Annotated in this window: 26 protein-coding genes; 20 read left to right on the forward strand and 6 right to left on the reverse strand. The window is 48.3% G+C overall.

From position 1 onward, the window contains the following. Positions 1 to 173: 173 nt before the first annotated feature. Both sixA and D6M16_RS01805 read left to right on the forward strand, forming a co-directional pair. On the forward strand, positions 174 to 668 hold the full coding sequence (sixA, locus tag D6M16_RS01800) for a phosphohistidine phosphatase SixA (protein WP_120510307.1): 495 nt from the start codon (positions 174 to 176) through the stop codon (positions 666 to 668). 97 nt (positions 669 to 765) lie between these two features. Next, positions 766 to 1,125 carry a hypothetical protein gene (locus D6M16_RS01805; RefSeq protein WP_240435505.1) on the forward strand — a complete coding sequence of 120 codons (360 nt, stop codon included), beginning with the start codon at positions 766 to 768 and terminating at the stop codon, positions 1,123 to 1,125. A gap of 77 nt (positions 1,126 to 1,202) precedes the next feature. On the opposite strand, the gene smrB is transcribed toward D6M16_RS01805, so the two are convergent. Continuing rightward, complete coding sequence (gene smrB / locus D6M16_RS01810) at positions 1,203 to 1,736, reverse strand: endonuclease SmrB (RefSeq protein WP_120510308.1); 534 nt, start codon at positions 1,734 to 1,736, stop codon at positions 1,203 to 1,205. 53 nt (positions 1,737 to 1,789) lie between these two features. Here smrB and prmB point away from each other — a divergent pair, with 53 nt between their 5' ends. From prmB to D6M16_RS01880, 13 genes are all read left to right on the forward strand, one after another. Beyond that, positions 1,790 to 2,722 (forward strand): 50S ribosomal protein L3 N(5)-glutamine methyltransferase, encoded by a 933-nt coding sequence (prmB, locus tag D6M16_RS01815; RefSeq protein ID WP_046219491.1) that lies wholly within the window; start codon positions 1,790 to 1,792, stop codon positions 2,720 to 2,722. Between the two features lie 208 nt (positions 2,723 to 2,930). After that, complete coding sequence (locus D6M16_RS01820; RefSeq protein WP_120510309.1) at positions 2,931 to 3,209, forward strand: hypothetical protein; 279 nt, start codon at positions 2,931 to 2,933, stop codon at positions 3,207 to 3,209. Between the two features lie 424 nt (positions 3,210 to 3,633). Then, complete coding sequence (locus tag D6M16_RS01825) at positions 3,634 to 4,002, forward strand: VOC family protein (protein WP_120510310.1); 369 nt, start codon at positions 3,634 to 3,636, stop codon at positions 4,000 to 4,002. A 63-nt stretch (positions 4,003 to 4,065) separates the two neighbouring features. Continuing rightward, a complete protein-coding gene (locus D6M16_RS22440) occupies positions 4,066 to 4,467 on the forward strand; it encodes a hypothetical protein (RefSeq protein ID WP_240435506.1) in 402 nt (133 codons plus the stop codon). Beyond that, complete coding sequence (locus D6M16_RS01830) at positions 4,431 to 5,873, forward strand: hypothetical protein (RefSeq protein ID WP_240435507.1); 1,443 nt, start codon at positions 4,431 to 4,433, stop codon at positions 5,871 to 5,873. Before D6M16_RS22440 ends, D6M16_RS01830 begins: the two co-directional genes overlap by 37 nt. A gap of 359 nt (positions 5,874 to 6,232) precedes the next feature. Continuing rightward, entirely contained in the window at positions 6,233 to 6,700 is a 468-nt protein-coding gene (locus tag D6M16_RS01840) for a hypothetical protein (protein ID WP_120510311.1), read from the forward strand. Between the two features lie 100 nt (positions 6,701 to 6,800). Next, positions 6,801 to 7,187, forward strand: a complete 387-nt coding sequence (locus D6M16_RS01845; protein ID WP_120510312.1) for an NUDIX hydrolase — start codon at positions 6,801 to 6,803, stop codon at positions 7,185 to 7,187. A 328-nt stretch (positions 7,188 to 7,515) separates the two neighbouring features. Beyond that, on the forward strand, positions 7,516 to 7,683 hold the full coding sequence (locus tag D6M16_RS22660; protein WP_240435508.1) for a hypothetical protein: 168 nt from the start codon (positions 7,516 to 7,518) through the stop codon (positions 7,681 to 7,683). A 113-nt stretch (positions 7,684 to 7,796) separates the two neighbouring features. Continuing rightward, positions 7,797 to 8,234, forward strand: a complete 438-nt coding sequence (locus tag D6M16_RS01855; RefSeq protein ID WP_120510313.1) for a hypothetical protein — start codon at positions 7,797 to 7,799, stop codon at positions 8,232 to 8,234. A gap of 441 nt (positions 8,235 to 8,675) precedes the next feature. Continuing rightward, positions 8,676 to 9,161 (forward strand): YehS family protein, encoded by a 486-nt coding sequence (locus tag D6M16_RS01865; protein ID WP_120510314.1) that lies wholly within the window; start codon positions 8,676 to 8,678, stop codon positions 9,159 to 9,161. Between the two features lie 201 nt (positions 9,162 to 9,362). Beyond that, positions 9,363 to 9,713: a putative quinol monooxygenase gene (locus D6M16_RS01870; protein WP_120510315.1), complete on the forward strand. Its 351-nt coding sequence runs from the start codon at positions 9,363 to 9,365 to the stop codon at positions 9,711 to 9,713. A 206-nt stretch (positions 9,714 to 9,919) separates the two neighbouring features. After that, the gene (locus tag D6M16_RS01875; protein ID WP_120510316.1) at positions 9,920 to 10,681 is read left to right on the forward strand and encodes a VIT1/CCC1 transporter family protein; all 762 of its coding nucleotides are present in this window, start codon (positions 9,920 to 9,922) and stop codon (positions 10,679 to 10,681) included. A 432-nt stretch (positions 10,682 to 11,113) separates the two neighbouring features. After that, positions 11,114 to 14,725 (forward strand): hypothetical protein, encoded by a 3,612-nt coding sequence (locus D6M16_RS01880; RefSeq protein WP_120510317.1) that lies wholly within the window; start codon positions 11,114 to 11,116, stop codon positions 14,723 to 14,725. Positions 14,726 to 14,842: 117 nt separating this feature from the next. Here D6M16_RS01880 and D6M16_RS01885 read toward each other — a convergent pair whose 3' ends face one another. Next, positions 14,843 to 15,421 (reverse strand): TetR/AcrR family transcriptional regulator, encoded by a 579-nt coding sequence (locus D6M16_RS01885; protein WP_120510318.1) that lies wholly within the window; start codon positions 15,419 to 15,421, stop codon positions 14,843 to 14,845. A gap of 135 nt (positions 15,422 to 15,556) precedes the next feature. On the opposite strand from D6M16_RS01885, the gene D6M16_RS01890 reads away from it, so the two are divergent. From D6M16_RS01890 to D6M16_RS01900, 3 genes are all read left to right on the forward strand, one after another. Continuing rightward, complete coding sequence (locus D6M16_RS01890) at positions 15,557 to 16,597, forward strand: alkene reductase (RefSeq protein ID WP_120510319.1); 1,041 nt, start codon at positions 15,557 to 15,559, stop codon at positions 16,595 to 16,597. A 239-nt stretch (positions 16,598 to 16,836) separates the two neighbouring features. Continuing rightward, a complete protein-coding gene (locus tag D6M16_RS01895; protein WP_120510320.1) occupies positions 16,837 to 17,253 on the forward strand; it encodes an ester cyclase in 417 nt (138 codons plus the stop codon). A gap of 70 nt (positions 17,254 to 17,323) precedes the next feature. Then, a complete protein-coding gene (locus tag D6M16_RS01900; protein ID WP_120511832.1) occupies positions 17,324 to 18,565 on the forward strand; it encodes a winged helix-turn-helix domain-containing protein in 1,242 nt (413 codons plus the stop codon). Between the two features lie 94 nt (positions 18,566 to 18,659). On the opposite strand, the gene D6M16_RS01905 is transcribed toward D6M16_RS01900, so the two are convergent. Both D6M16_RS01905 and D6M16_RS01910 read right to left on the reverse strand, forming a co-directional pair. Next, entirely contained in the window at positions 18,660 to 18,992 is a 333-nt protein-coding gene (locus tag D6M16_RS01905) for a PBPRA1643 family SWIM/SEC-C metal-binding motif protein (protein WP_120510321.1), read from the reverse strand. A 174-nt stretch (positions 18,993 to 19,166) separates the two neighbouring features. Further along, positions 19,167 to 19,895, reverse strand: coding sequence for an SDR family NAD(P)-dependent oxidoreductase (locus D6M16_RS01910; protein ID WP_120510322.1), 729 nt, complete (start codon positions 19,893 to 19,895; stop codon positions 19,167 to 19,169). Between the two features lie 128 nt (positions 19,896 to 20,023). Between D6M16_RS01910 and D6M16_RS01915 the strand changes: the two genes are divergently transcribed. Both D6M16_RS01915 and D6M16_RS01920 read left to right on the forward strand, forming a co-directional pair. Beyond that, positions 20,024 to 20,917: a LysR family transcriptional regulator gene (locus D6M16_RS01915; protein ID WP_120511833.1), complete on the forward strand. Its 894-nt coding sequence runs from the start codon at positions 20,024 to 20,026 to the stop codon at positions 20,915 to 20,917. A gap of 40 nt (positions 20,918 to 20,957) precedes the next feature. Next, positions 20,958 to 21,320, forward strand: a complete 363-nt coding sequence (locus D6M16_RS01920) for a GFA family protein (RefSeq protein WP_120510323.1) — start codon at positions 20,958 to 20,960, stop codon at positions 21,318 to 21,320. Positions 21,321 to 21,408: 88 nt separating this feature from the next. On the opposite strand, the gene queC is transcribed toward D6M16_RS01920, so the two are convergent. Continuing rightward, the gene (gene queC / locus D6M16_RS01925) at positions 21,409 to 22,161 is read right to left on the reverse strand and encodes a 7-cyano-7-deazaguanine synthase QueC (protein WP_276131397.1); all 753 of its coding nucleotides are present in this window, start codon (positions 22,159 to 22,161) and stop codon (positions 21,409 to 21,411) included. 51 nt (positions 22,162 to 22,212) lie between these two features. Further along, a complete protein-coding gene (locus D6M16_RS01930) occupies positions 22,213 to 23,280 on the reverse strand; it encodes a PLP-dependent cysteine synthase family protein (protein ID WP_120510325.1) in 1,068 nt (355 codons plus the stop codon). Positions 23,281 to 23,315 lie beyond the last annotated feature (35 nt).

Raw genomic sequence — 23,315 nt, forward strand, 5'->3', positions numbered from 1 at the left:
GACGCCCATTAATGGCACTGGCAAATTCTGTCTGGCAAGGATGTGTGACTGCGCGCCAGTAAAAAGAGCGATTCAGCCGTCACGCTTTCACATCGCGTAATAGGAAATGGCTACCCTGTCTGTGCCAGCCTTTGCTAGCATAACGACAGAAACGCGCAATCGGACTGGAGACTATGCGAATTTTTATCATGCGTCATGGCGAAGCACAGCATTTTGCCCCGAGTGACGCGGAGCGCCCCCTGACAGCACAGGGCAAGATGTATTCCCGGCAGATGGCCAAGCAGCTAGCGAGTCATCTGGACGGGCAGCTTGATCTGGTGTGGGTCAGCCCGTATCTGCGTGCTCAGCAAACCTGGCAGGCGATGTCAGATGAGTTGCCTGTGCCGAAGACCCTGATGACGGTCGATGATATCACGCCCTACGGTGATGCCATTCAGGTGGCGGACTACCTCAAAGCCGTGATTGCGCTGGAGAAGCCGCAAACGGTTCTGGTGGTGTCGCATTTACCGCTGGTGGGCTATCTGAGTGCCGAACTGGTGCCGGGATTGCAGCCACTGATGTTCCGTACTTCTTCCATTGCCGCGGTGGATTTTCATGCTGAGGGGGAACCGTCCGCCTTATTATGGCAGGAGAATCCTGTCGAAGCTGTCCAGCCTAATCACCATTGATGGGCTGCGGTACGCAGTTTTACCTTACCGGCCTGTCCTGAACCGACAGGTCTGGTACAATGCACAACAAAAATAAAGACTGATAAATTAAGTGGTTATGAGAAAAGTTGCATTTGTATTGTTAGGCTGTCTGGGACTGACGGCCTGCGTGACAAACATGGTTAAGCCCAATATTGTGGCCAACGGGGCGATCAAATGGGCCAATGGTGTGAGAGAAGAGATGAACGTTTCTCAAACCGGCAGCACCTTAACGTTTCTGACTCCGCCTTCTATGCTGAATCCGGGCGGTATCACCATATTTTCCCGAATCGACAGTGCCCGTAACGGCAACTGTGAGCACTATTACAACGAAGGCTCGGTAAAAGTACGGATGCAGGTCTGCGATACCGGCGAAGTGACCCTGATCCAGGACGGCCAGGTGGTGAACGTCGGTTCATTGTCTCAGGCTGTGTATTGATCAGATAAAAGCAGCACTGCTGAGCGAGGCGTCAGGCGAAGTTGCCTGACACGTTTCCGCTCCGGAGGGTGATTCCTCTACCGCTCGGGCACTTCAATCAGCACTAAGAGGGCACCGGCGCCACCAAACTCCAGCGGTGCCTGATGAAATGCCATTACATCCGGGTGCTGTGCCAGCCAGAGCGGCGCTTTCTGCTTAAGAATATGCTTACCTATCCCGTGCATCACACAGGCGCACGACACCCCGTCCTTAATGCAGGCTGCAATCATCGCCGCCAGCTCACGTTTCGCTTCTTTTTGTGTCATGCCATGCATATCGAGAAAAATATCGGGCACATAGACACCGCGGCGTAACTTTTTCACTTCATACTTGGAGACGCCGGATCGGGCATATTGCATCGGGCCATGTTCGCTCAGATGAGGTTCGAACTCGTCTGAGAAATAAAACTCGTGATTATGGCTCTCTTTGGCACTCACATTGCGCTTATCGGTCTTCGGGCTCTGTCGGCGCGAAGTGATTATGGTATCATGCGACAACTTTTTAACGCCCTTCACTGCATCCTGAAAGAGCGAGAAATCGTCATCTTCCAGTGCTGGGTCTTTTTTACTCATAATGAATTTCCAACTACTTTATCGCGGTATTGTAGCGCCATTTGGAGGCTATTTTGGATAAGATTTTTGTCGACGAAGCCGTCAACGAACTTCACACACTGCAGGATATGCTACGTTGGACCGTCAGTCGATTCAACGATGCCGGCCTGTTTTATGGCCACGGCACAGACAATGCCTGGGATGAAGCGGTACAGCTGGTACTGCCAACCCTGCACCTGCCGATTGATATTCCGGCTGACGCGCGTTTCTCGCGCCTGACCAGCAGTGAGCGCCGAACGATTGTCGAACGAGTGGTGCGCCGGGTGACCGAGCGTACTCCTGTGTCCTACCTGACCAATAAAGCCTGGTTTTGTGGCCTGGAATTTTTTGTCGACGAGCGCGTGCTGGTGCCACGCTCACCGATTGGCGAACTGATTGATAACGGGTTCGAACCTTTCCTGACCCGTGAACCCACCCGCATCATGGACTTGTGTACCGGCAGTGGCTGTATCGGCATCGCCTGTGCCTATGCGTTCCCGGAAGCCGAAGTGGATCTGGTGGATATTTCCACCGATGCCCTGGCAGTGGCCGAGCAGAACATTCACGACCACGGTCTGGAACAGCAGGTGATTCCGCTGCATTCGGATCTGCTGCGTGACGTACCCAAAGACAAGTACGACATCATAGTATCCAACCCGCCTTATGTGGATCAGGAAGACATGGACAGCCTGCCGGAAGAATTCCGTCATGAGCCTGAACTGGGTCTGGCTGCCGGTTTTGATGGCCTGGATCTGGTGCGCCGCATTCTGGCCAATGCCCCGGATTATCTGGCAGACGACGGTATTCTGATTTGTGAAGTCGGTAACTCCATGATCCATATGGAAGAGCAGTATCCACACATCCCGTTCACCTGGCTGGAATTTGAAAACGGCGGCCACGGCGTCTTCATGATGACCCGTGAACAGCTGGTCGATTGTGCGGGCGACTTCGCCGACTACAAAGACTGATTCCTGCTTCAATCTGTTCTTAAACAAATAAACAGCCAGATTGCGATCTGGCTGTTTTTTATCTGCTGTTTTCACACATGATCTCGCGCCAAGTCCCAAAACAGATACTTAGTGTATTCATTCCGACAGACTTAGCCTAAACATTAGGCAAGTATGCCAGGCGCTTATTTATCTCCGTACCAACAATCAATTAAAAAGGGAACAAATGATGAGTCAGATTCAATCGAAACATGTATTCGCTCTGGGTGTCGTGCTGACAGCGTTATCGATGACCCTGTCCGGTTTTGCATCAGCGTCTGATGAAACAGAAACCACACAGTTGATCATCAATGATGGCAAGCAGGATCAGCTGACCGAGGATATGAAAGCAACGTCCGATTCACTGGAAAAAAGTGCTGTTCCGAAAGAAGCGTCACAAGAGCAATTAAAGCATCCTGATGCGGATAAAGAGAAATATCAACAGGACAGCGAGAAGGGGCGTTCATAATACGGCAATACACATTTCTGATTGAATTCATAACGCGCTGTAATCTCAGAGGGGGCGAGTTGAGCGTCCTCTGAATGTTGCAAAGACCGCAATTTCCCGTGCGAGTCCCCCCTCAAGAAATACAATGCTATGACGTATCTCTGACGAACAGACTGGTGTGGTTGTTTGTTGCAAGCGCACAAGTGCAACCAGGCTAATGCCGGATAATCTGGCTATTTCTTCATTGACTGTTTTTATCACATCCCTGCGAAACTTGTCCTAAACCACAGAGTTGACACTGCAATGTCATGTTTTAGTGAAACCTGTCCCATATGCCAATAATATGTCTGACTCATCAGACGAAAATACCCTGCTCACGTGACTTCACTGTCAGGGGCGGTAGCGTCTTTCACCGTGAGCATGTATTGAACCGAGGGGGATCGGGATGACACCTTCAGCGCTCCTGGTGCATGTTCCAGACGTGCAAGCCGGGCTGGATTGGTACCGCAAAGCTTTCCCGCAAGCCAAACCTGTCTATATAGAAGCATTTGATTTCACTGTGCTCGACATCAACGGATTCTCACTGGAAATCGTACAGGCCGATGCAAAAGTCAGCGCAGGCACAAAGGGCACAGTGCTTTATTGGTCGGTCCCTTGCCTGCAAACCGCCCTTGATCATTTCCTCGGTTTAGGTGCTGAACTTTATCGTGGCCCAATCAATATCGAAAATGGCTTGAATATGTGCCAGCTTCTGGACCCTTTTGGGAATTTGATTGGGTTGCGGGGGAGGTGGTTTGGCATTAGCACTAAGTGATACGACAGAATTAAACAACATGGTGCTTGATAGCAAAATGTTATATTTTTGGGGGGAAGCTAAGTGGAAAATAATATTATAGAAGTTGAAAAGCACAATGTAGCTCCTTATCTATCGGTTTTATTGGGAGTAAAATCGACTAAAGAAAAGTCATGCTCGGTACATGAGATTATTACACAACTGCTTATTGAAGAGTCCTCAGGTATGATGACGGTTGGATCAAAAATTGTTGATGAAGTTGGAGAGCTTGGAACTGTAAAAATCACATCATACACGATTAAGAAGTCTCCTAGTTGGGCTAAAGGTTTAGATCTAAAAGACTTAGAGCATCACGTTTTCATTAGTTTTAATGTTAGGGATCATCTCGCTTTCTATTTTTCTGAAAAAGGAAAAAAAGACACTATACGTGAGTACTTTGGGAAAAAAGATTGTCAAATCTATTTCCAATTCCAATTAGTAAGCTAAATGGTAATTTCATAAATGAAGATGAAATTAAAATGCTTTGGTTGTCTGGCATACATGGTAGGGACAACTTTAAGGCAGACTCGAAAGTTCTAGGTGGAAAAAGTGTAGCTGATACACTAGATCCGTTAATCGACCAATCATATATGATGTCAGCCGTGCGCACTGAAGTTTGGGGTACAAAGTCGAAAAGTTCGGTGGGTATTAACCCATTTAAGTCATCAATATGGCGAGGACCTTGTAAAGATTGGGTAACGTTTGAAAATAGAGTATTAGAGATCCTAGATATCTTGTCCGTTAACAGTGTGGAATCAGATAGCCCTATTGGAATACTGTCTTACCCGATATCTAAACCTGACGATTTAAAACACCCATATGACTTCTCGCTTGTGGATTATGACTTTCTTCCTGAAGAGGATGGGCAGCATCGTAAAGACTTACTAAATAAGCTGCAATATGACTTTCATGTTGAGCTAACTCAGAGTTTTATTGAGAGTGATATTTCCCTTGATGTCTTCTATTCAGGGAAAAAGGTTGGGCATATTTGTGTCGAAGTTGAAGTAGATGATTATAAGGTTAATTTTAAAGTCAAAAATGAGACCCCTTTAATAAAAAAACACTTCGAACAATATAAACGTGTTTTTAGTTACCCAGAGCTAGTTAAGTGCTGGTTCGAATCAGGGCATGCCGTTGTGAATGGAATGGTTTTCAGAACGGGTTATCAGGACGTCGAGTATAACAAGTTCCTATGGGCTGACTTTGAGCAGTATGATATTACTAAGGAAAAACCGGGAACCAATGCTCAGAAGCCTTCTTTGAAAGACATTGGTAAAGAAAAATCTCTGTTCTGTTGGGTGCAAAAGTGTTGGAGTGGTAATTGGCTAACTGCAAACGAGTTCAACACGACTGAAAAGCCCAAAGGTTGGTTGTATTGTGATGATGGAGCAGGTGAAAAAGCAGATTTTATTCATTATGTTAAGCACGGAACGCTACATTTAATATCATTAATACATGTTAAAGCATCTAAATCTAGCGAACCTTCACGTAGGATATCCGTAGGAGCACACGATGTTGTACTGAATCAAGCGGTCAAAAATCTTAGGTATACAGCAAGAAAGGTTCTCGTTGAAGACCTTAAAGTCAGACATGATAGTGCAACCCATAAAGGATGTTGGAGTAATGGAAAAGCAGCTAACCCTGAAGATTTCTTTAACGTGTTATTGGCTTTGAAAGATAACAAGCATGTCAAAACTCGTGTTGTCGTCGTCCAGCCTCATACACAAAAAAGTGTTTATGACAAAAGTGCAGGTAGCAAAATTAAAACTCAGCTAGATGTGCTTCTGGTCAGTGCTGATAATGCAATTCGTTCTTCCGGTGCTGATTTCCATATTATAGGTTTATCTGACTAAAAAAATAATAAACGTCTAGGGAGCAATAGCTGGTTTTTCCCGTCCTTGTCAGCAACGATGCCATGTCTTTGTGTATAACCGAGAGTTTCGCCAGCCCTCACGCCCAGTAACGAAAGGCACCACAAGCTTCCATCTCGATACTCGCAGGTGGGATATGAGCAAACGTTTCGAGGACTTGTGAGTGCATTATTATTTTGTGGATCAACACCTTGCCTTGGTGATCCTCGCCGTGGATACTAAAGCTATGTCTAGCTAAATCAATACCATAGACAGATTGTGAATGGTGGCTTCCGGTAATTTTGTGTGGCAGAGCCTGATGAGGGGGAGTCCAGTCATTCGTTATGCATAAAGGAGATGTTATGAAAAAATATATTTTTTTGATGTTTTTACCCTTGTTATTAGTTGGCTGTGGAACCGATAAAAAATTAACAAGAGTCGATGAAAATTTTTTAAAACCGTATATTTATATTGGGCAACCGGTTCAAAAAGTTGCTGAGAAACTATCAGCAAAACCAAATTCAATTGGCAACGTGATAATTGATTCAAAGCAACATCACTTTCTATTTGAATCTAGTGATGGCTCAGTTGTAAGTTATGTCGATGTACAGTTTTTGGAGACATCTCCATGCGCTCAAAGTCGATCCTTTGACTCAGCGAGTGTGCTTGCTGCTCTCGGTGTAAATGTTGATAGTTTAGAGTTAATAAGAAAGCAGGCGCACTTCCATACATATTATGATCATGAAAACAGATTAAAGGTAGGAGTATCCTGCCTATATAACGGTGCGGCTATAAATGCGTCATTCAGCAAAAAGTATTATGGTCAATAAATGCTTAACAAGAAACAATAGCGTTAATAGTTAGTTTTGTCACACATGTACTCACCCCTTAAGCGGGCGCTTTGTATTACAAACAACAAGGATAGTTAGTATGAAAAATCTCGCTATGGCTGTTGTTGTAAGAAAAGGTAAAGTTCTCATCCAAAAGCGTTTTAGACCAGGAAAAGGAATGGTTTTTGAGTTTCCAGGTGGCTCAGTAGACGCAGGGGAATCAGGTGAGCAGGCTGCAATAAGAGAGTTGTGGGAAGAGACAGGTCTGAAAAATTTAAAGCTCCTTGGCAGCCACAAAGCGAAAAATGATTGTGGTGGTGAAATTCACTATGTGGTTTTGGCGGCAAGTACTGGCATTGAACCTCAAATGATTGATCCTGAGCGTCAACAAACTTTTTATTGGCTCGAACCTTCAAAGGTTCCTCTTCAATATTTTTACAGGGCTGATATTGGGTTTATCGAAAGCCATTTGATAAAATATAAATAACATAAAATGATTGTTAATCAAGTCATTAAGTATATTTTTCCAATTCATTACGGACAGTAAATTAGCCCTTTTTTGCTAGCGTAATGAAGATTACGTCGAGTAAAACGGAGACTATCAGTTTGGCCTATGCTGGCTTGATGTTTGCTTTTGGATATATGCTAGTGATGTTTTTTCCAACTATTCCTGTACATTTTCTGGCTTGGTTTTTTTATCTTCCGGAGAAGTATTGTTACTGACAAAAGAGGGAATATATTTAGCTAATAACTCTCCGTCCAGTCATAGAGGGAGAATCCAAGGAGTACTTGTGACGCTCAGGAGTCTATTGGTTATGCCAAGCTTTGTCGTTGTCGGATATTTTATTGATCGTTATGGCTATAGTTTTACTTGGTCTAGTGTGATTGTGATTTCAATTATTTCTGCTGTTGGTTTCTATTTGATGAACAATATTAATAATAACCAAAAATCAGTCATAATTGAAAGCAGGGAGTCAATATGAATTATTATGGTGTCAATAGAATTTTTTGGTGAGGGCTACATCTCCGTATTTATGATGTTGATGCTTGGTATGTGATGGTTTCAATCTTTAAAACATTTTAACTAGGATGCAGTATGTCGCAAAGTTTTATATTAGCCGTTTTTCAGGGGCCAAAAGATGTTGTTATGGCACAACGGATTGTAAAAGTGTCCGTTTATGTGTCAATATTAATGATTGTTATGTCAGCTTCACTAGCAATCGCCGGTTTTTTTCAAACAAGTTCAGATGCCAGAGTTCAATACATTTTGGATCCCTGGATGTTGATTGATGTTTTCTTACTGGGTGTTTTAACCTTTTTTCTCTACAAACGGAAGCTATGGGCAGCAATTGTCTTTTTAATATATCACTTGGTTAATTCGATTATAATCTTCATCGAGTTAGAACGGTTTCCGGGTGCACTTGGTTTTTTGAAATTAATCTTATTTATGGCTGCTGTACGTTCGGTTTATATGATTAATAAAGAAAGTAAAAAAGATAAAACAGATCAGATGATAAATGAGGAATCGGCCTAGAGTTTTTTACAGGTAATGAATTCAAATACCCTTGAATAACATCAAATAACCTAAAGGCAATTCTGGATATTCTAACGAATTCTTGTATCTGTCTTTGGGTTTTCGCTTTCTTCTCGCAAGGAAAGATTAACGCATAGATGCCAATACAGAGGTTTGGCGCCAATTCTATGAAAAAGCGTCGCCTCGTCCTTATTTAAAGAGAACTGAGTCTGCCGCAAAGTTAAATGAGTCGAGTCGGGCTGTTACCGTTGCTCTCGATTCCAACTTTCCTTGCCTGATTGCTCAAGTGTGACTAAGCCTGCGAAGAGAGCCTGTGTCATTAGGATCTTTCTCCTGCGGCGACATGAGCAATTGATAGGGCTTGGCTCGTAAGTCTGGTAACATCGCCGTTCTCCAGCAATCGTGTTGATTGCCATGGCATACCTAAGACTAGGATCTATTTTGACCAATAATGATATCTTGCGTCGTGTACGCGATACCTTTGATTTTAAAAACAATACTATGATTGAAATCTTCGCGATGGCGGATTTCAGTGCAACCGAAGAACAGGTTGCGGGTTGGTTAGAAAAAGACGCTGCCGAGACCTTTATCAAGCTGACAGACACAGAATTAGCCGTGTTTCTGAATGGGCTGATCAATTTCAAACGTGGTAAGCGCGACGGTGAGCAACCCAAACCGGAAGCACACCTGAACAACAATATGGTGTTCCAAAAATTACGCATTGCCCTGAATTTAAAAGCAGAAGAGATTCTTGAGATGTTGCAGACGGTTGGTGTGAGCTTAAGCAAGCATGAACTGAGTGCCTTTTTCCGCAAACCAGAAAACAAGCATTACCGGGAATGTAAAGACGACGTCCTGCGTCAATTTTTATCCGCTGTTCAGCGCCAGTCAGGTGCCAACGCTAGCGGTACAGAACCCGGCGCGTAATGATAAATCCATAGCTTCCCCTGTTCTGTTCGGAACAGACTGATGATGGCGTCAAAGAATCAAGCAGAAGTATAGCTAAGCTTTATTCTCGATCTGACGCCATTTCACCACATTGCTCCTGGCAGCCTTCTACTTTCCCACTTCTATGCTATCGTTTGCTGACGACATTCTCTTAACGTTCAGAAATAGAAAGGAAATCGAATGACAAGTCGCGTTTATGTGTTGGCACAATTTAAACCCAAAGCAGGCAAAGAAGCCGAACTGTTTGAAGTGCTGAAAGCACTGGAACCGGATTCGCTTCGTGAGGAAGGCTGCGTGCAATACATCCTGACCCGCCAGATCGACCACCCGAGTGCGACAAGAAACAACTATCCCATCGTATTTAACGAAATCTGGGCAAGTGCTGAAGACTGGTCTGCGCATGGTCGCCGGCAACAAATTCAACATTTTTTCGAAACCCAGGTCAAAGCGGAATCAGGCCTGGTTGACGATGCCATAGTGACGGCTTATTCGGATGAAGGGTACAACTTTGACGCTCCTGTTTATGACTAAGCTCTGGGTGTAGTGTTCATCTTACTTTCTGTTAATGGCAAGCGGCTCAGCGGAATGTGTGCCGCTTGTTTTGTTTTTGCCACTGCCTCCGAACAGGCCGACCCGACAGCATGAAACAATGGCCTGGTCTATGCTTACTGAGCAAGTCTTACGGGCAACGCTTGCGATACGTGAGGCATTGCAGAATCGGATGGGGTGGCAGGTGCATGGCTGATGAAAGCAATGAAAAACTCTCCAGAGAGCATCGACCGGAAGAGATAAGAGAAAGGCTTAAAATACCCGCGAAGGAAAATATTGCTTCAGACGTGGTTCTCGGTGGTATTGATGGCTGCGTAACCACCTTTGCTGTTGTATCTGGCGTGGTTGGCGCGGGCTTTTCGCCTGTTGTTGCTCTGGTTCTGGGGTTTGCAAATTTGATCGCCGATGGTTTCAGTATGGCTGTCAGCAACTATGAATCGATTAAGACTCAGGGCGAATTTATTAAAAGCCTTCGCGATCAAGAACAAGATCACATTGAAAAGATACCTGAAGGCGAAAGGGAAGAAATTCGGCAAATATTCAAAAATAAAGGTTTCTCCGGGGAGACGCTGGAAAAGATTGTCGACACCATCAGCGCCGATCAGCAGTTATGGATTGATACCATGCTCATTGAGGAGCATGGGGTGCAAAAAACACACCGAAATCCGGTTAAAGCCGCTATTGCCACATTTACATCATTTGTTCTTGTTGGATCTGTGCCGTTAATACCCTTCATGATCTCCGGATTAGAACAGTCCGGGCAGTTTACGTTCAGTGCCTGTCTTGCCGCACTCATGTTCTTTTCAATTGGTGCTTTAAAAAGCCGACTCTTCGCCAAGCCCGTCTTTCTTGCCGGAATCAGCACGCTTCTCACCGGTGGCGTCGCCGCCTCGCTGGCCTTTCTGGTCGGTTACGTTCTTCGGGAAATTTTTGGGATAGTGGCGCTGTAGGGGCATCTCATCTGAACAGAGCCCCTAAAAATCTTCGTATCAACAATGCTCCTGATGTTATTTCAGTTGAGTTTGATAAGTGGACTCAATGCTGCAATCGAAAATACCGCAATATATTATGGTTCGCGGAATGATCTGACATCATGGAAATATCTGGTATTAGATTCACCGAGCGTGAACCCTAATTATGTGTGCCGCTAATTAGGGAAGGTTAATCATTCACTATTGGTATGGAGATCTAATAAAAGAAACTTGGATGGTTTCCCGTCTGATGAAGCCAAAAAAATTCAGATATGCTCACCTTCAGTGTACTTGTTACAACGAAGATATTCTTTTTGTAGAAGGCTTTCGTCAATTCGCTGATCGATAAAGAGAATGTTGTTATCTCGCATCTGGCATAAAAATGGGTGCAAAAATAAGCAGGAACAAATCATGAGTAACTTTATTAATGCAGGCCTTGATCCGGATAGCGGGACGCAAGAACTTATCTATATCGATCCTGAACATGGTGCGCCACGGGTTTATTACCTCAGCCCGAATAACGACGAAGCGAATTTAACTCTGGTTTGGGCCACTGCGTTGTTGAAAGCCAAAGGCAATATCAATCTGACCGGTTTTTTCAGTGCCGAACCTGGTTATGAGCGATGCCGTATCGCTTATGACCGCAGTGGTTGTTTATATCTGGTGGATGAGAAGAATCAAAAGGCAGATTTTATTTATGACTACGGCATCGATGATATCCGGGCGGTCATTCTCTCTGATGGCCGGACACTGGCTGTTTTGTTTGAACCGGAGTGGGCTGACAATCATAGCGTGGAATTCTGGCAGTTTACCGGCACCAAACTGAGCCGTTCCTATCCGATAGAGCTGGATTGTTCTGCTGACGAAGACGAGGACAATGACGAGCAATCAGGCAATCTGTTGCCCCTGTACGAGATTCACTTTGATGACTTTCTCTTCGCGGGGCCGGATAACAGTCTGATTCTTTATGCCTGCGGTGAGCGCAGTTTTACCGACCTGAAAAATCGTCCGCTGCAATTTCTGATGCGGATCGATTTGAACCTGCCCCAGGGGAAAGCCAGTATTCGTGTTCAACGGCTGGAGACGCCGCCGAAGAAGTGGAACCCGGAGAAGTGCTGTATTGCCGTGGATATCAAACGTGGTCTGCTGGCAATGCCCGGTATGGCGATTGAAACGACACCCGGTCATGACATGGGCCAGCCAGGCTATCTCCAGCAGGTCAACCTGATTGATTTGAACCGTATTCCGCCAGCAGGAGAGGCGCCGTTACCTGTGCAAGAGCTGATGTTGCGTATCCCGGTGCGTTCTTATTCAGCAGAGGATCTGGGCAATCGTTTTGATCTGGAAAATCAAAGAGATCAGGCCGCATTGATCCAACGCATAAATAGTTTGCAGTTCAGTGAGCAGGATGATGCCCTCTGGGTTTGCTGGCACGATCATGCCGTACGCAAAACGGCCCTGGATGGCCAGTGGCGTTCTCCTGTTCTGGCCGTTGCCGATAAAGCGGATCCGGAGCGAATCTGTACGTCTCGAAGCGAGGCAAGCCTGCTGCAGGCGATGCCTTCTCCGGCCAAGCCGAGGATGCTTCTGGGTGGCTGGCATGATTTATATACCCTGAGGTTATCGACGGAGCAGCTGGCCGCTCTGGCAATGACAAGTCCAAGTGCAGTGCTTGAGGGCTGGTCTGTGGTGCAGGAAGAGGTATGTTACTGGGGAGATGACTGGTCTCAGCCGCACAAGCAAAGTGACGAGCAGAAACTGCATCTGGCGCTGCTGGGAAAGCGGAAAACCAGAGTTGCCGATTTCGGGTCTGAACAGGCGCTGGGGGCTGCGCTTTATTACCTGTCGCTGAAATGCAGTGATATGGCAAACTTTTGTACCGGCAATCATCTGATCCTCGCTTTTACAGACGGCAAAGAAGTCTGGAATGAAGAACAGTTTTTCAGCACAGTGATACAGCTGCCTTTTGAATCAGCTGCAGAATTGATGGCAGATATTCTGAACAGTTTTATCGCTTACGAAGGCGCTGATTATTGTTTCAGTGAAAATGAAAAACCGGCACTGGCAGATTGCGCACTGCATCTTGGCCTATCTGACAGTCGTTGGCTACCGCTGATTAGCCGTTACCTGAATGCCATCGACCCGGATCATGAAGCGTTTTTTACCGGGGAGGGAGTCCGCCTGCTGGAATCACGTCACGGCAATAGCCCTGAATGGGACAGCTTCTATCAGTCTTTGCCTGACACTATGGCCTACCACGAAGAAGACTTTGATGATGAGGACGAAGACGAGGAGGACAATGACAATGATGCTCCCCTGCGTTCGGATGAAGAAGTACGTGCCAGCATACCTGCTGAGCTGCTGGCGCAACTCGCCGTCAAAGAGCAAGAAGCCAGGGATGCTTACCAGCACCAGATTGATCGGGTAAGTGAAGCTGAGACCCAGGCGCAGATTAGCGTGCTGCTCGATGAGTGGCTGAACGAAAGCCACAAGGCTTATATTGATCCGGAGATTGCCAGTATTGATTACACCTCGCGCTTTCATGAATGGTTCAAAACCGAAGCGCATCTGGCTCTGGAAGCTGAGATCGAAAGCTACTTTACAGACTCGATGGGCAGCTTCGCCGTCTCGGAAGGCGATTATTATGATCTGGATATCGATACCTTTCTGGATGCCTTGTTTGAAAAAGCGGAGGCATTGCAATGCTGGGACGCGCTGGAGCGTTATCTGAAAGCCCAAATTCAGTGGCTGGATGAAAACAGCGAAGGGAACGCCTGGTATATTGATGAAACCCCTTACGGTAACTACGCCGCAGAAGCCTTGTTACGCCATGACGCAAGTTATGGTCCACTTTATGCGCAATACCTGACCACATTGCGTCTGGCTGTGCCAGAAGAAACTGTGGGCGAATTTCTGCGCGAGATCATCCCTGAGCTGGGGATCAGCACAGACACTTATCCAATCATTCTTGCCCGCCTGACCTTTGCAGCAGACCAGCATGGCCGAGAAGATTTTTCCGACTGGTGTGAGACGCTGCCGATCCGTGACTGGTTGTATGAGCACAATCAGCTTGAGTTATTTATGGCCGCTGTTCGGGCATATGCTGAGCAGCATCATCTTGACGACGATGATGTGAAAGAAAGTGTGGATGAGATCCGGGAAATGTTGCAACTCGAAGATGCTGCTCAGCAGGCACTCCTGAGAGAACATTCCCAGGCTGAGTTATTACAATCACTGTATCTGCAGCGCGATGAACTTTATCAGCAGGAACTCAGCCGGATTGCCGCGATTGACTCTCCAAAGGCGATGGCAGCAGCGCTGATCCGCTGGCAGGAAGAGCTTCGTCATCCTGATGCGCGTGTCTCACCGGATCCTCTCTGTTACGACTACGAAAAACGTTTTGAACAGCGTTTTATGGGACAGGAGATCCGCCAGTTGGAGCAATCCATGGATAAAAGCCTGCTCGAACAGCTCAACCTGAAAAAGCCGCGTGTTTATGGCGATGCAATACCGCACTGCCTGTTCGACAAAGCCAAAGCGCTGGGGGCCTGGGAGGCGCTGGAAACCTATCTGAAAGATCAGATTCGCTGGTATCAGGATAATCAGGTCAGTTCGGCGTTTTACATCGAAGAGCTGCCTTATGGTCATTATGCCGCCGGTATGCTGGCCGAAGCACACAGCCGTTACATTCCGCTCTATGTCGAATACCTGAAAGCCTTGTCTGTCATCACTGAGTACAAAGGGACCGGAGAGCAAATTGATGATCTGTTTGATCACTATTGCCGATACAAAGAGGGGATTCACGGCGGCTTTGAGGTTTTCCTGCCGGTGATACAAGCCAGACTGACTCATGCGCGGGGCGAATGCTGGGCGGAGAGTGTCCGAGACTGGTGTGAGGATTATGGGTTAGCCGAATGGCTGGATAGCAACCGGAAAGCTGCAGAAAAGTTGCGCGAACAGGTTCAATATGAACTGTGCAGCAGGGGTATGATCAGGATGATATCAACAGTACCCTGGCGTTAATCGGCCAATCCGGTTGATGGTAATTCTCCGGGCGAATTGAGCTGTATTAATTCAGATTGGGGCAGTTCTTGTTCTCAGCGTTAGACAGAAACAGGATCTGCCCGCAATCAGATATTATCAGCCCCGAATATTCCTGAATAGTTCATCACTCAGCTCGCGCAAGATACCAGGTGCGGGGCAAGTGTGAGAATAGGCGCGAATGCCATAAATGCCCATTACCAGATAGCGGGCTAATTCTTCCGCGCTGCGATTACCCACTATTTCCCCATCGCGAATCGCCTGTGCAAATTTGCAGGCGAAGCGTTGCTCCCAATCTTTCAGTTTGTGACTGATCAGTCGCTCAATCTCTTTATCGTCTTGTGCCAGCTCACTCAGGGCTTTTTGCAACAAACAATCTTTTATCTCTTCCTGCTCACATTCGATCACCATTTGCTCCAGATAGGCTGCAATGCCTGCCAGAGCGGAAGGTTGGTTCTCGAACAAAGCCTGAAACGCTTTATCGCGTTCTTTTTGGTACTGCTCCAGTGCCGCCACAAGCAAGCCGCGTTTATTGGTAAACGCACAATAGATAGACCCAGGATGCAGCCCGGTGGCCTGCTTGAGATCCTGCATGCTGGTTTTGCTGTAACCTTTGGCGATAAAGGCATCCATCGCGGAATGTAACACCGTTTCGCGGTCAAATTCGGCACTGCGCATTGATTTTCTCTTATCCATATGGCGTGCAGGGATTTTATCCGATTTTGAATGCGCATTCAAAAATTACTTGAACGATCATTCAAGATCGACTAATTTGAACGGGCATTCAAGAATTACTGACTAGGTGTAGTGACAATGGATAACTTGTTTCAAGCTGTAGCACTTAACGCTTCAATCACCCTGAAAAACCGACTGCTAATGGCCCCGTTAACCCGCTGTATGGCGGATGATGATCTGGTGCCGACTCAGGCGATGGTCGATTATTACGCTCGCAGGGCGGATACTGGCTTGATCATTTCTGAAGCCACCATCATCCGTCCCGATGGGCAGGGTTACCCGAATACCCCCGGGTTGTTCACGCCGGCACAAATTGCGGGCTGGCGAAAGGTGACCGATAAAGTGCATGACAATGGCGGCAAAATTTTTGCTCAGTTATGGCATACCGGGCGTGTTGCACACCCTCATTTCTTTGGCGGCGATTATGTGCTGGCTCCTTCTGCGCTGGGTGTGGAAGGTACAATACCGCGAATGCGTGAGCTGACCTATGTCGTGCCCAAACCGGCCAGCAAGGAAGAGATTGAAGAGCTGATTGCCGATTATGCGCAGGCGGCGATTAATGCGCTGGAAGCAGGTTTTGATGGTGTCGAGATCCATGGCGCGAACGGTTATCTGATTGATCAGTTTCTGCACTACAGCAGCAACGTGCGTGACGATGAGTTCGGTGGTAACGCAGAAAACATGGCGCGCTTCCCGCTGGCCGTGGTCGATGCCGTAGTGAAAGCCATTGGCGAAGATCGCACAGCACTGCGCCTGTCACCGGGGGCCTACTTCAATATTGATGCTGATGCCCGCGATCGCGAGGTGTTTGATTATCTGTTGGGTGAGCTTGAAAGCCGTAATCTGGCGTTTTTGCATGTGGGCGTGTTCGACGACAGCATGGAATTTGATTATCTGGGCGGTACAGCTTCTGAGTATATGCGCTCACATTACAGCAAGACGCTGGTCGGCGTGGGCGGTTTTACGCCGGAAAGCGGTAGCCAGGCGATTGCAAACGGCAAATTCGACTTGCTGGCGATTGGCCGTCCTTTGATTGCCAATCCGGATTATGTCGCCAAAGTCAGAGCCGGTGAACCACTGACCGAATACTCAGATACCATGCTGGCCGAGCTGGTATAAGCAAGGTTTTTACTTTTTGCATGAGACGAACGGAAGGCGCAGCCTTCCGTTTTTTGTTACGAGAGCAAAACGGCCTTTACGGTTTGCACCATAGCACTTCTTTTGCATGGCTCTTTGAGCCGATCAATGGAAGGGATAGTGCGATTTTCTCAATAGTGTACAAAGTGAGTCACGCCAGCGCTTCCCGGTAAGCCACACTCTGTATTGGGTTCTGTGATTGATATAACAAGGATACCAAGATGAGTGATTTACTGGATCAAGCAACGCTGTTTTTTGAAGCGTGTGAAACAGGAAAAGGCTGGCAAGCCTGCCAAACTTATTGTCATCCTGACGCGACTTTCTCATCGCAAACTGCAGTGCTTGCCGAGGTGAATACGCTTCAGGCGTACACCGAGTGGATGAAAGAATTATTCATGCCGATACCGGATGGTCGTTACGATCTCAAATTTTTTGCGGAAGATGAGAAACGGTCATGTGTTGCCGCTTATGCCGTTTTCCATGGCACCAGCAGTGGTCCGGGTGGACCGGTTGATCCGACAGGAAAAACGGTTGAAGCAGACTATGTCTATGTGATGCAATTTGAGGGAAATCTGATTCGGCATATGACGAAAATATGGAACGATGGCATCAGTCTCCAGCAACTGGGGTGGATGTAATGCTGGTAACGTAAGGCAGTCACCGGCGGTTAAAAGCAACAAAATTGAGGTTCATTAGGGAATGATGACAGTGATAGAAATAAAACGGCCGCAGGATCTGGCGCGTTTACGGCGCCTGGCGTTGGCTGCACAGGGTTTACTTCAGGCTCAGCCTTATGGGCGCGGCCTGACCGGAGCACGCAAAGCGATTAACCACTTAGGCTATGTGCAGATAGACACCATCTCTGTGGTGGAGCGCGCACATCATCATGTCATTCATTCCAGAGTACCTCAGTTTAAACCCGAGATGACCAACCAGATGTTGCTGAACGGCGACATTTTTGAATACTGGTCGCATGCGGCAGCGTTTCTTCCCATGGCTGATTTTCGCTTTTCCCTACCTTATAAACATGCCATCAAAAGCGGGCAGACTCACTGGTACCGGGAGCGGGATCAGAAACTGATGAGGGAGTTGCTGGCCCGAATCCGTTCGGATGGCCCGCTTCGCTCCAGAGATGTCGAGACCAAAGCGAAGAAACGAGCAGGCTGGTGGGACTGGAAACCTGCCAAAAAAGCCCTCGAACAGCTGTATATGGAAGGTGACCTGATGGTCAGCAGTCGCGAAGGCTTTCAGAAAACCTACGATTTAACCGAGCGGGTGCTGCCCGCTCACGTGGACACCCAAATGCCAGAGACGGCGGATTTCGCGGCGCATTTGCTGGAGCGTCAGCTGTGCAGCCATGGATTGATGTCCATGAAAGGACTGACTTATCTGCGCCGAAGCACCGATCTGCGCAAAGCGGTGAAAGGTTTAGTGCAGGAAAAGCTGGCGCTGGGCGAGCTGGAACAAGTGAAAGTCAGCAGCGGAGAAATCTTCGTGATGGAAGCCGGCGCACTGGAGCGTCCGGTTCCCCGGCTGAATCAGCGCATGCTGATCCTGTCTCCGTTCGACAATGCCGTGATTCAGCGGGATCGGCTCAAATCGCTGTTTGACTATGACTATCAGATTGAATGCTATGTGCCTGAAGCCAAGCGTCAGTTTGGCTATTTCTGCCTGCCGCTACTCTATCGCGGTGAATTCATTGGACGGATGGATTGCAAAGCGCACCGCAAGATCAGCCACCTGGAAATCAAATCCCTGCATATCGAAAATTATCGCTTTGATGAAGAACAGTTGATTGCCGCTTTTGGTGCGGCTGTCGCGCAGTTTTGTGATTTTCAGGCATGCAGTACAGTGTCTCTGACCCAGGCTTATCCCAAACAGCTTGAGCCACAGTTACAAAGTGCACTCAAGGGGCTGGAAGGCAAGCAGGAATCGGCCACTGATAACTGAAAAAGCAGGGGAGCCGCCTGCGTATGAACATCAGGTTTTATGTCGTTCATAGGCAGGCCGGTGATAGCGATTCAGGCAAAGCGACTCAGGTCGCTTAGCCACAACACTTTTTGAATTTCTTGCCACTGCCGCAAGAACAGGGATCGTTGCGGTTTGGTGTCTTTTCAAAGCTGATGGTGGCGGGTTTGCTCAGCAATGTATCAAGTTCTACCGTGTTTTCTTCCTGAGCGGCATCGACAACAATATTGGCCACGATGGCGTGTTCAGCAACGATCGCTTCAATGTCCGCTTTGCGTGCTTCCGTGTTCACCACGACAGAAATGGGCGCTTCTTCAGTGCCTGCCTTTACGCCACGATTGACGTTATAGCCCGACTGAGCATGGTTTTGCATCACATCTCTGCGGCCTTTGAAAAAAAATTTTGACATTGGAGATTCATCACTCGCTGGTATGACGTAACAGAGCGGCGATTATACGCATAAATGGTCATTGATAAAGCAGTGATGAAACAAACTCACCAAGAAACGCCCTTCAGACCCGTACTGAAGGGCTGCACGCAGCGTGCTCAAATCGAGTGCTGTTTTCCAGCGGGCCGCGCTGATTTACAGCCCGAACCCGCCGTTGACTTCCAGTACGGCATTACGCATAGCCAGCGATTGATCAGACAGCAAGAAGTCGATGGCGCCGATTTGATCGCCGGGCGATAACACCCGGCCTAATGGCGTGCTGTCTAAAGAAGCAAACAACGCGTGTTGCTGCTCAGCAGTCATGCCGGCTTTAGACTGAATCTCTGTTGCGGTGACACCAGGACGAACCGAATTGATCCGAATACCCTGTGGCGCGAATTCGAGATTGGCGACACGGGCAATCGCTTCAAAGGCAGCTTTACTGGCCGAATACACAGCACCGTTGGCAAACGCCTTGTTGACGGCAATGCTGGACACAAACACCACACTGGAAGGGTTGTTGAGGATCGGATGGAACTGCTGCAGCGTCAGCCATGGCCCTTTGGTATTGATGTCCATAGTCAGATCAAATGCCTCTTCCGTGGTCGTCAGCATGGATTCAGGATAAAAAACACCGGCGTTCAGCACCAGGCCATCAAGCTGAATCTTGTCTCGTTTGAGTGTGGCCGCAAGCTGTTTAATCTGTTCTGAACTGGCGCTGTCTGCCACATACCCGGCGCAGCCAATGGCCTGCGCAGCCTTATCAATTCTGCCCTGATCCCGGCCAGTGATGATGACCTGATGGCCGGACTGAACCAGATGCTCTGCCAGTGCCCGTCCGATGCCGGCTGTACCGCCAGTGATTAAAATTGTCTTTTCTTTCATGGTATTGCTCCTGCCTGTGAGTTTGTCTCTAGCTGTGTGGACAGCGTATCAGCTTGATTTGTTGTCAATAAGACACCAATATGGCTACAGACTGATTCCAAAGTAGAAACAAAGACACAAGGGTGGATATGTCATACCTTAATTTGCCGCTGCTGCACGTCTTTCATCTGGTGGCAGAGCGCGGCAGCTTTCAGGCCGCAGCAACTGAACTGCATTTACCGCGATCCTCGGTCAGCAAGAAAATTCGCCAGCTTGAGCAGTTTATTGGTCAGCCTTTGCTGCACCGCTCCACCAGGCAACTGCAGCTGACGGACGTGGGTCGAAACCTCTTGCTGGGTACCGGCGATCTCAGAGCGGTGTTATCTAACCTGCATGGCATCATTGACGAAACACAGCAGACGCCAAAAGGGCGGGTGAAAATCAGTGCCAGTATTCTGATGGGGCAGCGCTTTGTGGTGCCGGTGCTGAAACAGCTTCGCCAGACGTATCCGGATATTGTGATTGATCTGAGTCTGGATGATCAGACAGTCGACTTGCTGGATGCGAAAATTGATATTGCCATTCGTATCGGTCAGCTACCGGATTCTTCCTTGATTGCCCGGAAAATCGGGGATAAACATTGGGGATGGTTTGCCTCGCCGCGTTACCTTGCTGAGTGGGGCCGCCCGCAAGCACCGCATGAGCTGGCGCAGCACGACTGCCTGGTGTTTGAAAATACGTCCAGTCGCTTCAATTTCTGGCCCTTTCAGGACGCGAACGGCGACACAGAAACGGTTGAAGTGGCCGCGGCAATCAAAACCGATAACAGCCGGGCTTTGGTGGACATGGCGTGTGAAGGGCTGGGGATTATTATGGTTGATCCTGCTTTCGTGCGGCAGGAGTGCCAGCAAAATCTGTTAGTGCCTGTGCTGACAGACTGGCGCCACCCAGAGCGCAGTCCGATACAGCTGGTTTGTATCGGCGAACGGACTAAAGCATCGCAGGCGGTCTGGCAATATCTGCTGGCGCACTGGCCGGGGTAAAGCCATTATCGATAGTCAATGAAGAAAAGGATATTCAGGTATGTATCAAGGTCAGTGTCATTGCGGCAATGTCCGGTTAACCATTACGCGACTCACCCAAACCGCCACCCGCTGTAATTGTTCGCTCTGTCACCGTTATGGGGCGCTGTGGGGGTATCTGACTGAGTCTGAGGTGGAGATTCAGGTGGGGGAATCCGGCACTGAATATTATGAGCACGGTGATAAGTGCATTCATTTTCATCGCTGCAAACGCTGTGGCTGCGTGACACATTATTCCTCGGCGCCAGATTCCGGTAGTGATCGGCTCGCGGTGAATTACAGTATGTTTTCTGCACAAGATATTGTGCCGGTCCGAATCCGGTTGTTTGATGGGGCGGATACCTGGCAGTTTATTGACGAGTGAGTGCAGTGTTCAGGCGGGTCATGAAGATGCAGACGGCAAACCAGCCGCTGTGGCGGCTGGTTACTGCTGAGCGGATTCAGGCCGGAATTTAAGCCTGGTTTGCAGCCTGCTTGTCGGTCAGTGCTTTCATCACCACGTCTTTATTGTTCAGGTAAGACTCCAGACCTTCACGGCGCAGGTCGCACGACGGGCAGTTGCCGCAGCCATCGCCAATAATGCCGTTGTAACAGGTCAGGGTCTGATGGCGGATATATTCCAGCTTCCCGTGCTGATCGGCCAGCGCCCAGGTTTCGGCTTTGTTGAGCCACATCAGCGGCGTTTCAATGCGCAGCGGACGATCCATACCCAGCACCAGCGACTGATTCAGTGACTGCACAAATGCATCGCGACAATCCGGGTAGCCGGAGAAGTCGGTTTCACACACGCCAGTAATGACGGCTTCGGCGCCTATCTGGTAAGCGTAAATGCCTGCCAGCGTCAGGAACAGGATGTTACGACCCGGCACAAACGAATTGGGTAAGCCGTTATCTTGCAGTTCATGAGACACCGGAATGTTGTCGCGGGTCAGTGAACTGATGGCCAGTTCGTTGAGCAGGCCGACGTCCATTACCTTGTGCGCGGCAACGCCTAAGTCTTTAGCAATGGCCTCAGCAACTTCGATTTCCAGCTTATGGCGCTGACCATAGTCAAACGTGAGGCAATGGACTTCATCATAATTGGCCATAGCCTGAATTAAACAGGTGGTCGAGTCCTGTCCGCCACTGAAAACGACAACGGCTTTGCGCATTGTGTTGCTCCGAATCTGGTTTAAAAAGAAGGCACATCCTACCCTGAGAGTCAGGATATGCCAAGTTAGCTGTCACTTCAGCCAATGCCGGCCGGGAGTGACGGATTAGCTGAGTTGCCCTGTCTGTTCGAAGGCAGCCAGTTGCTCTAGATAGGGCTGAATATCACCTATGTTACTGGCGACCCAGTCGGTGTCGAAATAGGTATCCAGATAGCGTTCACCACTGTCGCACAGCAAGGTCACGATTGAGCCTTGTTCACCGCGTGCTTTCATGTCACTGGCGAGTTGCAGCACGCCGTACAGGTTGGTACCGGTAGAGGCGCCCGCTTTTCGGCCCAGCAGTTTTTCCAGCCAGTGAACGGTTGCTATGCTGGCCGCATCCGGAATAGTGCGCATGTCATCGACCACGTCCGGGATAAAGCTGGGTTCGACACGCGGACGGCCAATCCCTTCAATGCGGCTGCCACGCTCCCCTTTCAGGGCGGGATCGCGGGTGAGGTAGTAATCGTGAAAGACCGAATGCTCAGGATCCACCACACATAATTGGGTGTCGTGCATCTGATAACGGATATAGCGGCCTATGGTGGCAGAGGTGCCGCCTGTGCCGGCACTCATGACAATCCATTTCGGGACAGGGTGTGCTTCTAACTGCATCTGCTCGAAAATGCTCTTGGCAATATTATTGTTGCCCCGCCAGTCGGTGGCTCGTTCCGCGTAGGTGAACTGATCCATGTAATGACCGTTCAGGTTTTCAGCCAAACGACGGGATTCGTCATAAATCTGGCAGGGGTCGTCTACAAAATGTGCCTGGCCGCCATAGAATTCAATTTGTTCAATTTTTTTACGGGCGGTACGACGGGGCACCACGGCAATAAACGGCAGGCCCAGCAAACGGGCAAAATAGGCTTCAGAAACCGCAGTGCTGCCTGATGAGGATTCAATGATAGTGGTGTGCTCGCCAATCCAGCCATTGCACAGGCTATAAAGGAAAAGAGACCGCGCCAGACGGTGCTTCAGGCTGCCGGTGGGGTGAGTGCTTTCATCTTTCAGATACAGGTCGATCCCTTCAATGGCCGGAATATCCAGCTTGATGAGATGGGTATCGGCAGAACGCTGAAAGTCGGCTTCGATTTTTCTGATGGCCTGGTTCACCCAGAGTGGATCATGACGCATGAAACATCCTTGAAAATTGACTGATTAACTCAGTG

Origin of the sequence: Photobacterium salinisoli, assembly GCF_003614885.1 — a bacterium.
Taxonomy (GTDB): Bacteria; Pseudomonadota; Gammaproteobacteria; order Enterobacterales; family Vibrionaceae; genus Photobacterium; species Photobacterium salinisoli.

Excerpts from the sequence above, each read along its gene's own strand:
- sixA (WP_120510307.1), top strand. The coding sequence starts at position 174 with ATGCGAATTTTTATCATGCGTCATGGCGAAGCACAGCATTTTGCCCCG.
- D6M16_RS01805 (WP_240435505.1), top strand. The coding sequence starts at position 766 with ATGAGAAAAGTTGCATTTGTATTGTTAGGCTGTCTGGGACTGACGGCC.
- smrB (WP_120510308.1), bottom strand. The coding sequence starts at position 1,736 with ATGAGTAAAAAAGACCCAGCACTGGAAGATGACGATTTCTCGCTCTTT.
- D6M16_RS01820 (WP_120510309.1), top strand. The coding sequence starts at position 2,931 with ATGAGTCAGATTCAATCGAAACATGTATTCGCTCTGGGTGTCGTGCTG.
- D6M16_RS01825 (WP_120510310.1), top strand. The coding sequence starts at position 3,634 with ATGACACCTTCAGCGCTCCTGGTGCATGTTCCAGACGTGCAAGCCGGG.
- D6M16_RS01840 (WP_120510311.1), top strand. The coding sequence starts at position 6,233 with ATGAAAAAATATATTTTTTTGATGTTTTTACCCTTGTTATTAGTTGGC.
- D6M16_RS01845 (WP_120510312.1), top strand. The coding sequence starts at position 6,801 with ATGAAAAATCTCGCTATGGCTGTTGTTGTAAGAAAAGGTAAAGTTCTC.
- D6M16_RS22660 (WP_240435508.1), top strand. The coding sequence starts at position 7,516 with ATGCCAAGCTTTGTCGTTGTCGGATATTTTATTGATCGTTATGGCTAT.
- D6M16_RS01855 (WP_120510313.1), top strand. The coding sequence starts at position 7,797 with ATGTCGCAAAGTTTTATATTAGCCGTTTTTCAGGGGCCAAAAGATGTT.
- D6M16_RS01870 (WP_120510315.1), top strand. The coding sequence starts at position 9,363 with ATGACAAGTCGCGTTTATGTGTTGGCACAATTTAAACCCAAAGCAGGC.
- D6M16_RS01875 (WP_120510316.1), top strand. The coding sequence starts at position 9,920 with ATGGCTGATGAAAGCAATGAAAAACTCTCCAGAGAGCATCGACCGGAA.
- D6M16_RS01880 (WP_120510317.1), top strand. The coding sequence starts at position 11,114 with ATGAGTAACTTTATTAATGCAGGCCTTGATCCGGATAGCGGGACGCAA.
- D6M16_RS01885 (WP_120510318.1), bottom strand. The coding sequence starts at position 15,421 with ATGCGCAGTGCCGAATTTGACCGCGAAACGGTGTTACATTCCGCGATG.
- D6M16_RS01890 (WP_120510319.1), top strand. The coding sequence starts at position 15,557 with ATGGATAACTTGTTTCAAGCTGTAGCACTTAACGCTTCAATCACCCTG.
- D6M16_RS01895 (WP_120510320.1), top strand. The coding sequence starts at position 16,837 with ATGAGTGATTTACTGGATCAAGCAACGCTGTTTTTTGAAGCGTGTGAA.
- D6M16_RS01905 (WP_120510321.1), bottom strand. The coding sequence starts at position 18,992 with ATGTCAAAATTTTTTTTCAAAGGCCGCAGAGATGTGATGCAAAACCAT.
- D6M16_RS01910 (WP_120510322.1), bottom strand. The coding sequence starts at position 19,895 with ATGAAAGAAAAGACAATTTTAATCACTGGCGGTACAGCCGGCATCGGA.
- D6M16_RS01915 (WP_120511833.1), top strand. The coding sequence starts at position 20,024 with ATGTCATACCTTAATTTGCCGCTGCTGCACGTCTTTCATCTGGTGGCA.
- D6M16_RS01920 (WP_120510323.1), top strand. The coding sequence starts at position 20,958 with ATGTATCAAGGTCAGTGTCATTGCGGCAATGTCCGGTTAACCATTACG.
- D6M16_RS01930 (WP_120510325.1), bottom strand. The coding sequence starts at position 23,280 with ATGCGTCATGATCCACTCTGGGTGAACCAGGCCATCAGAAAAATCGAA.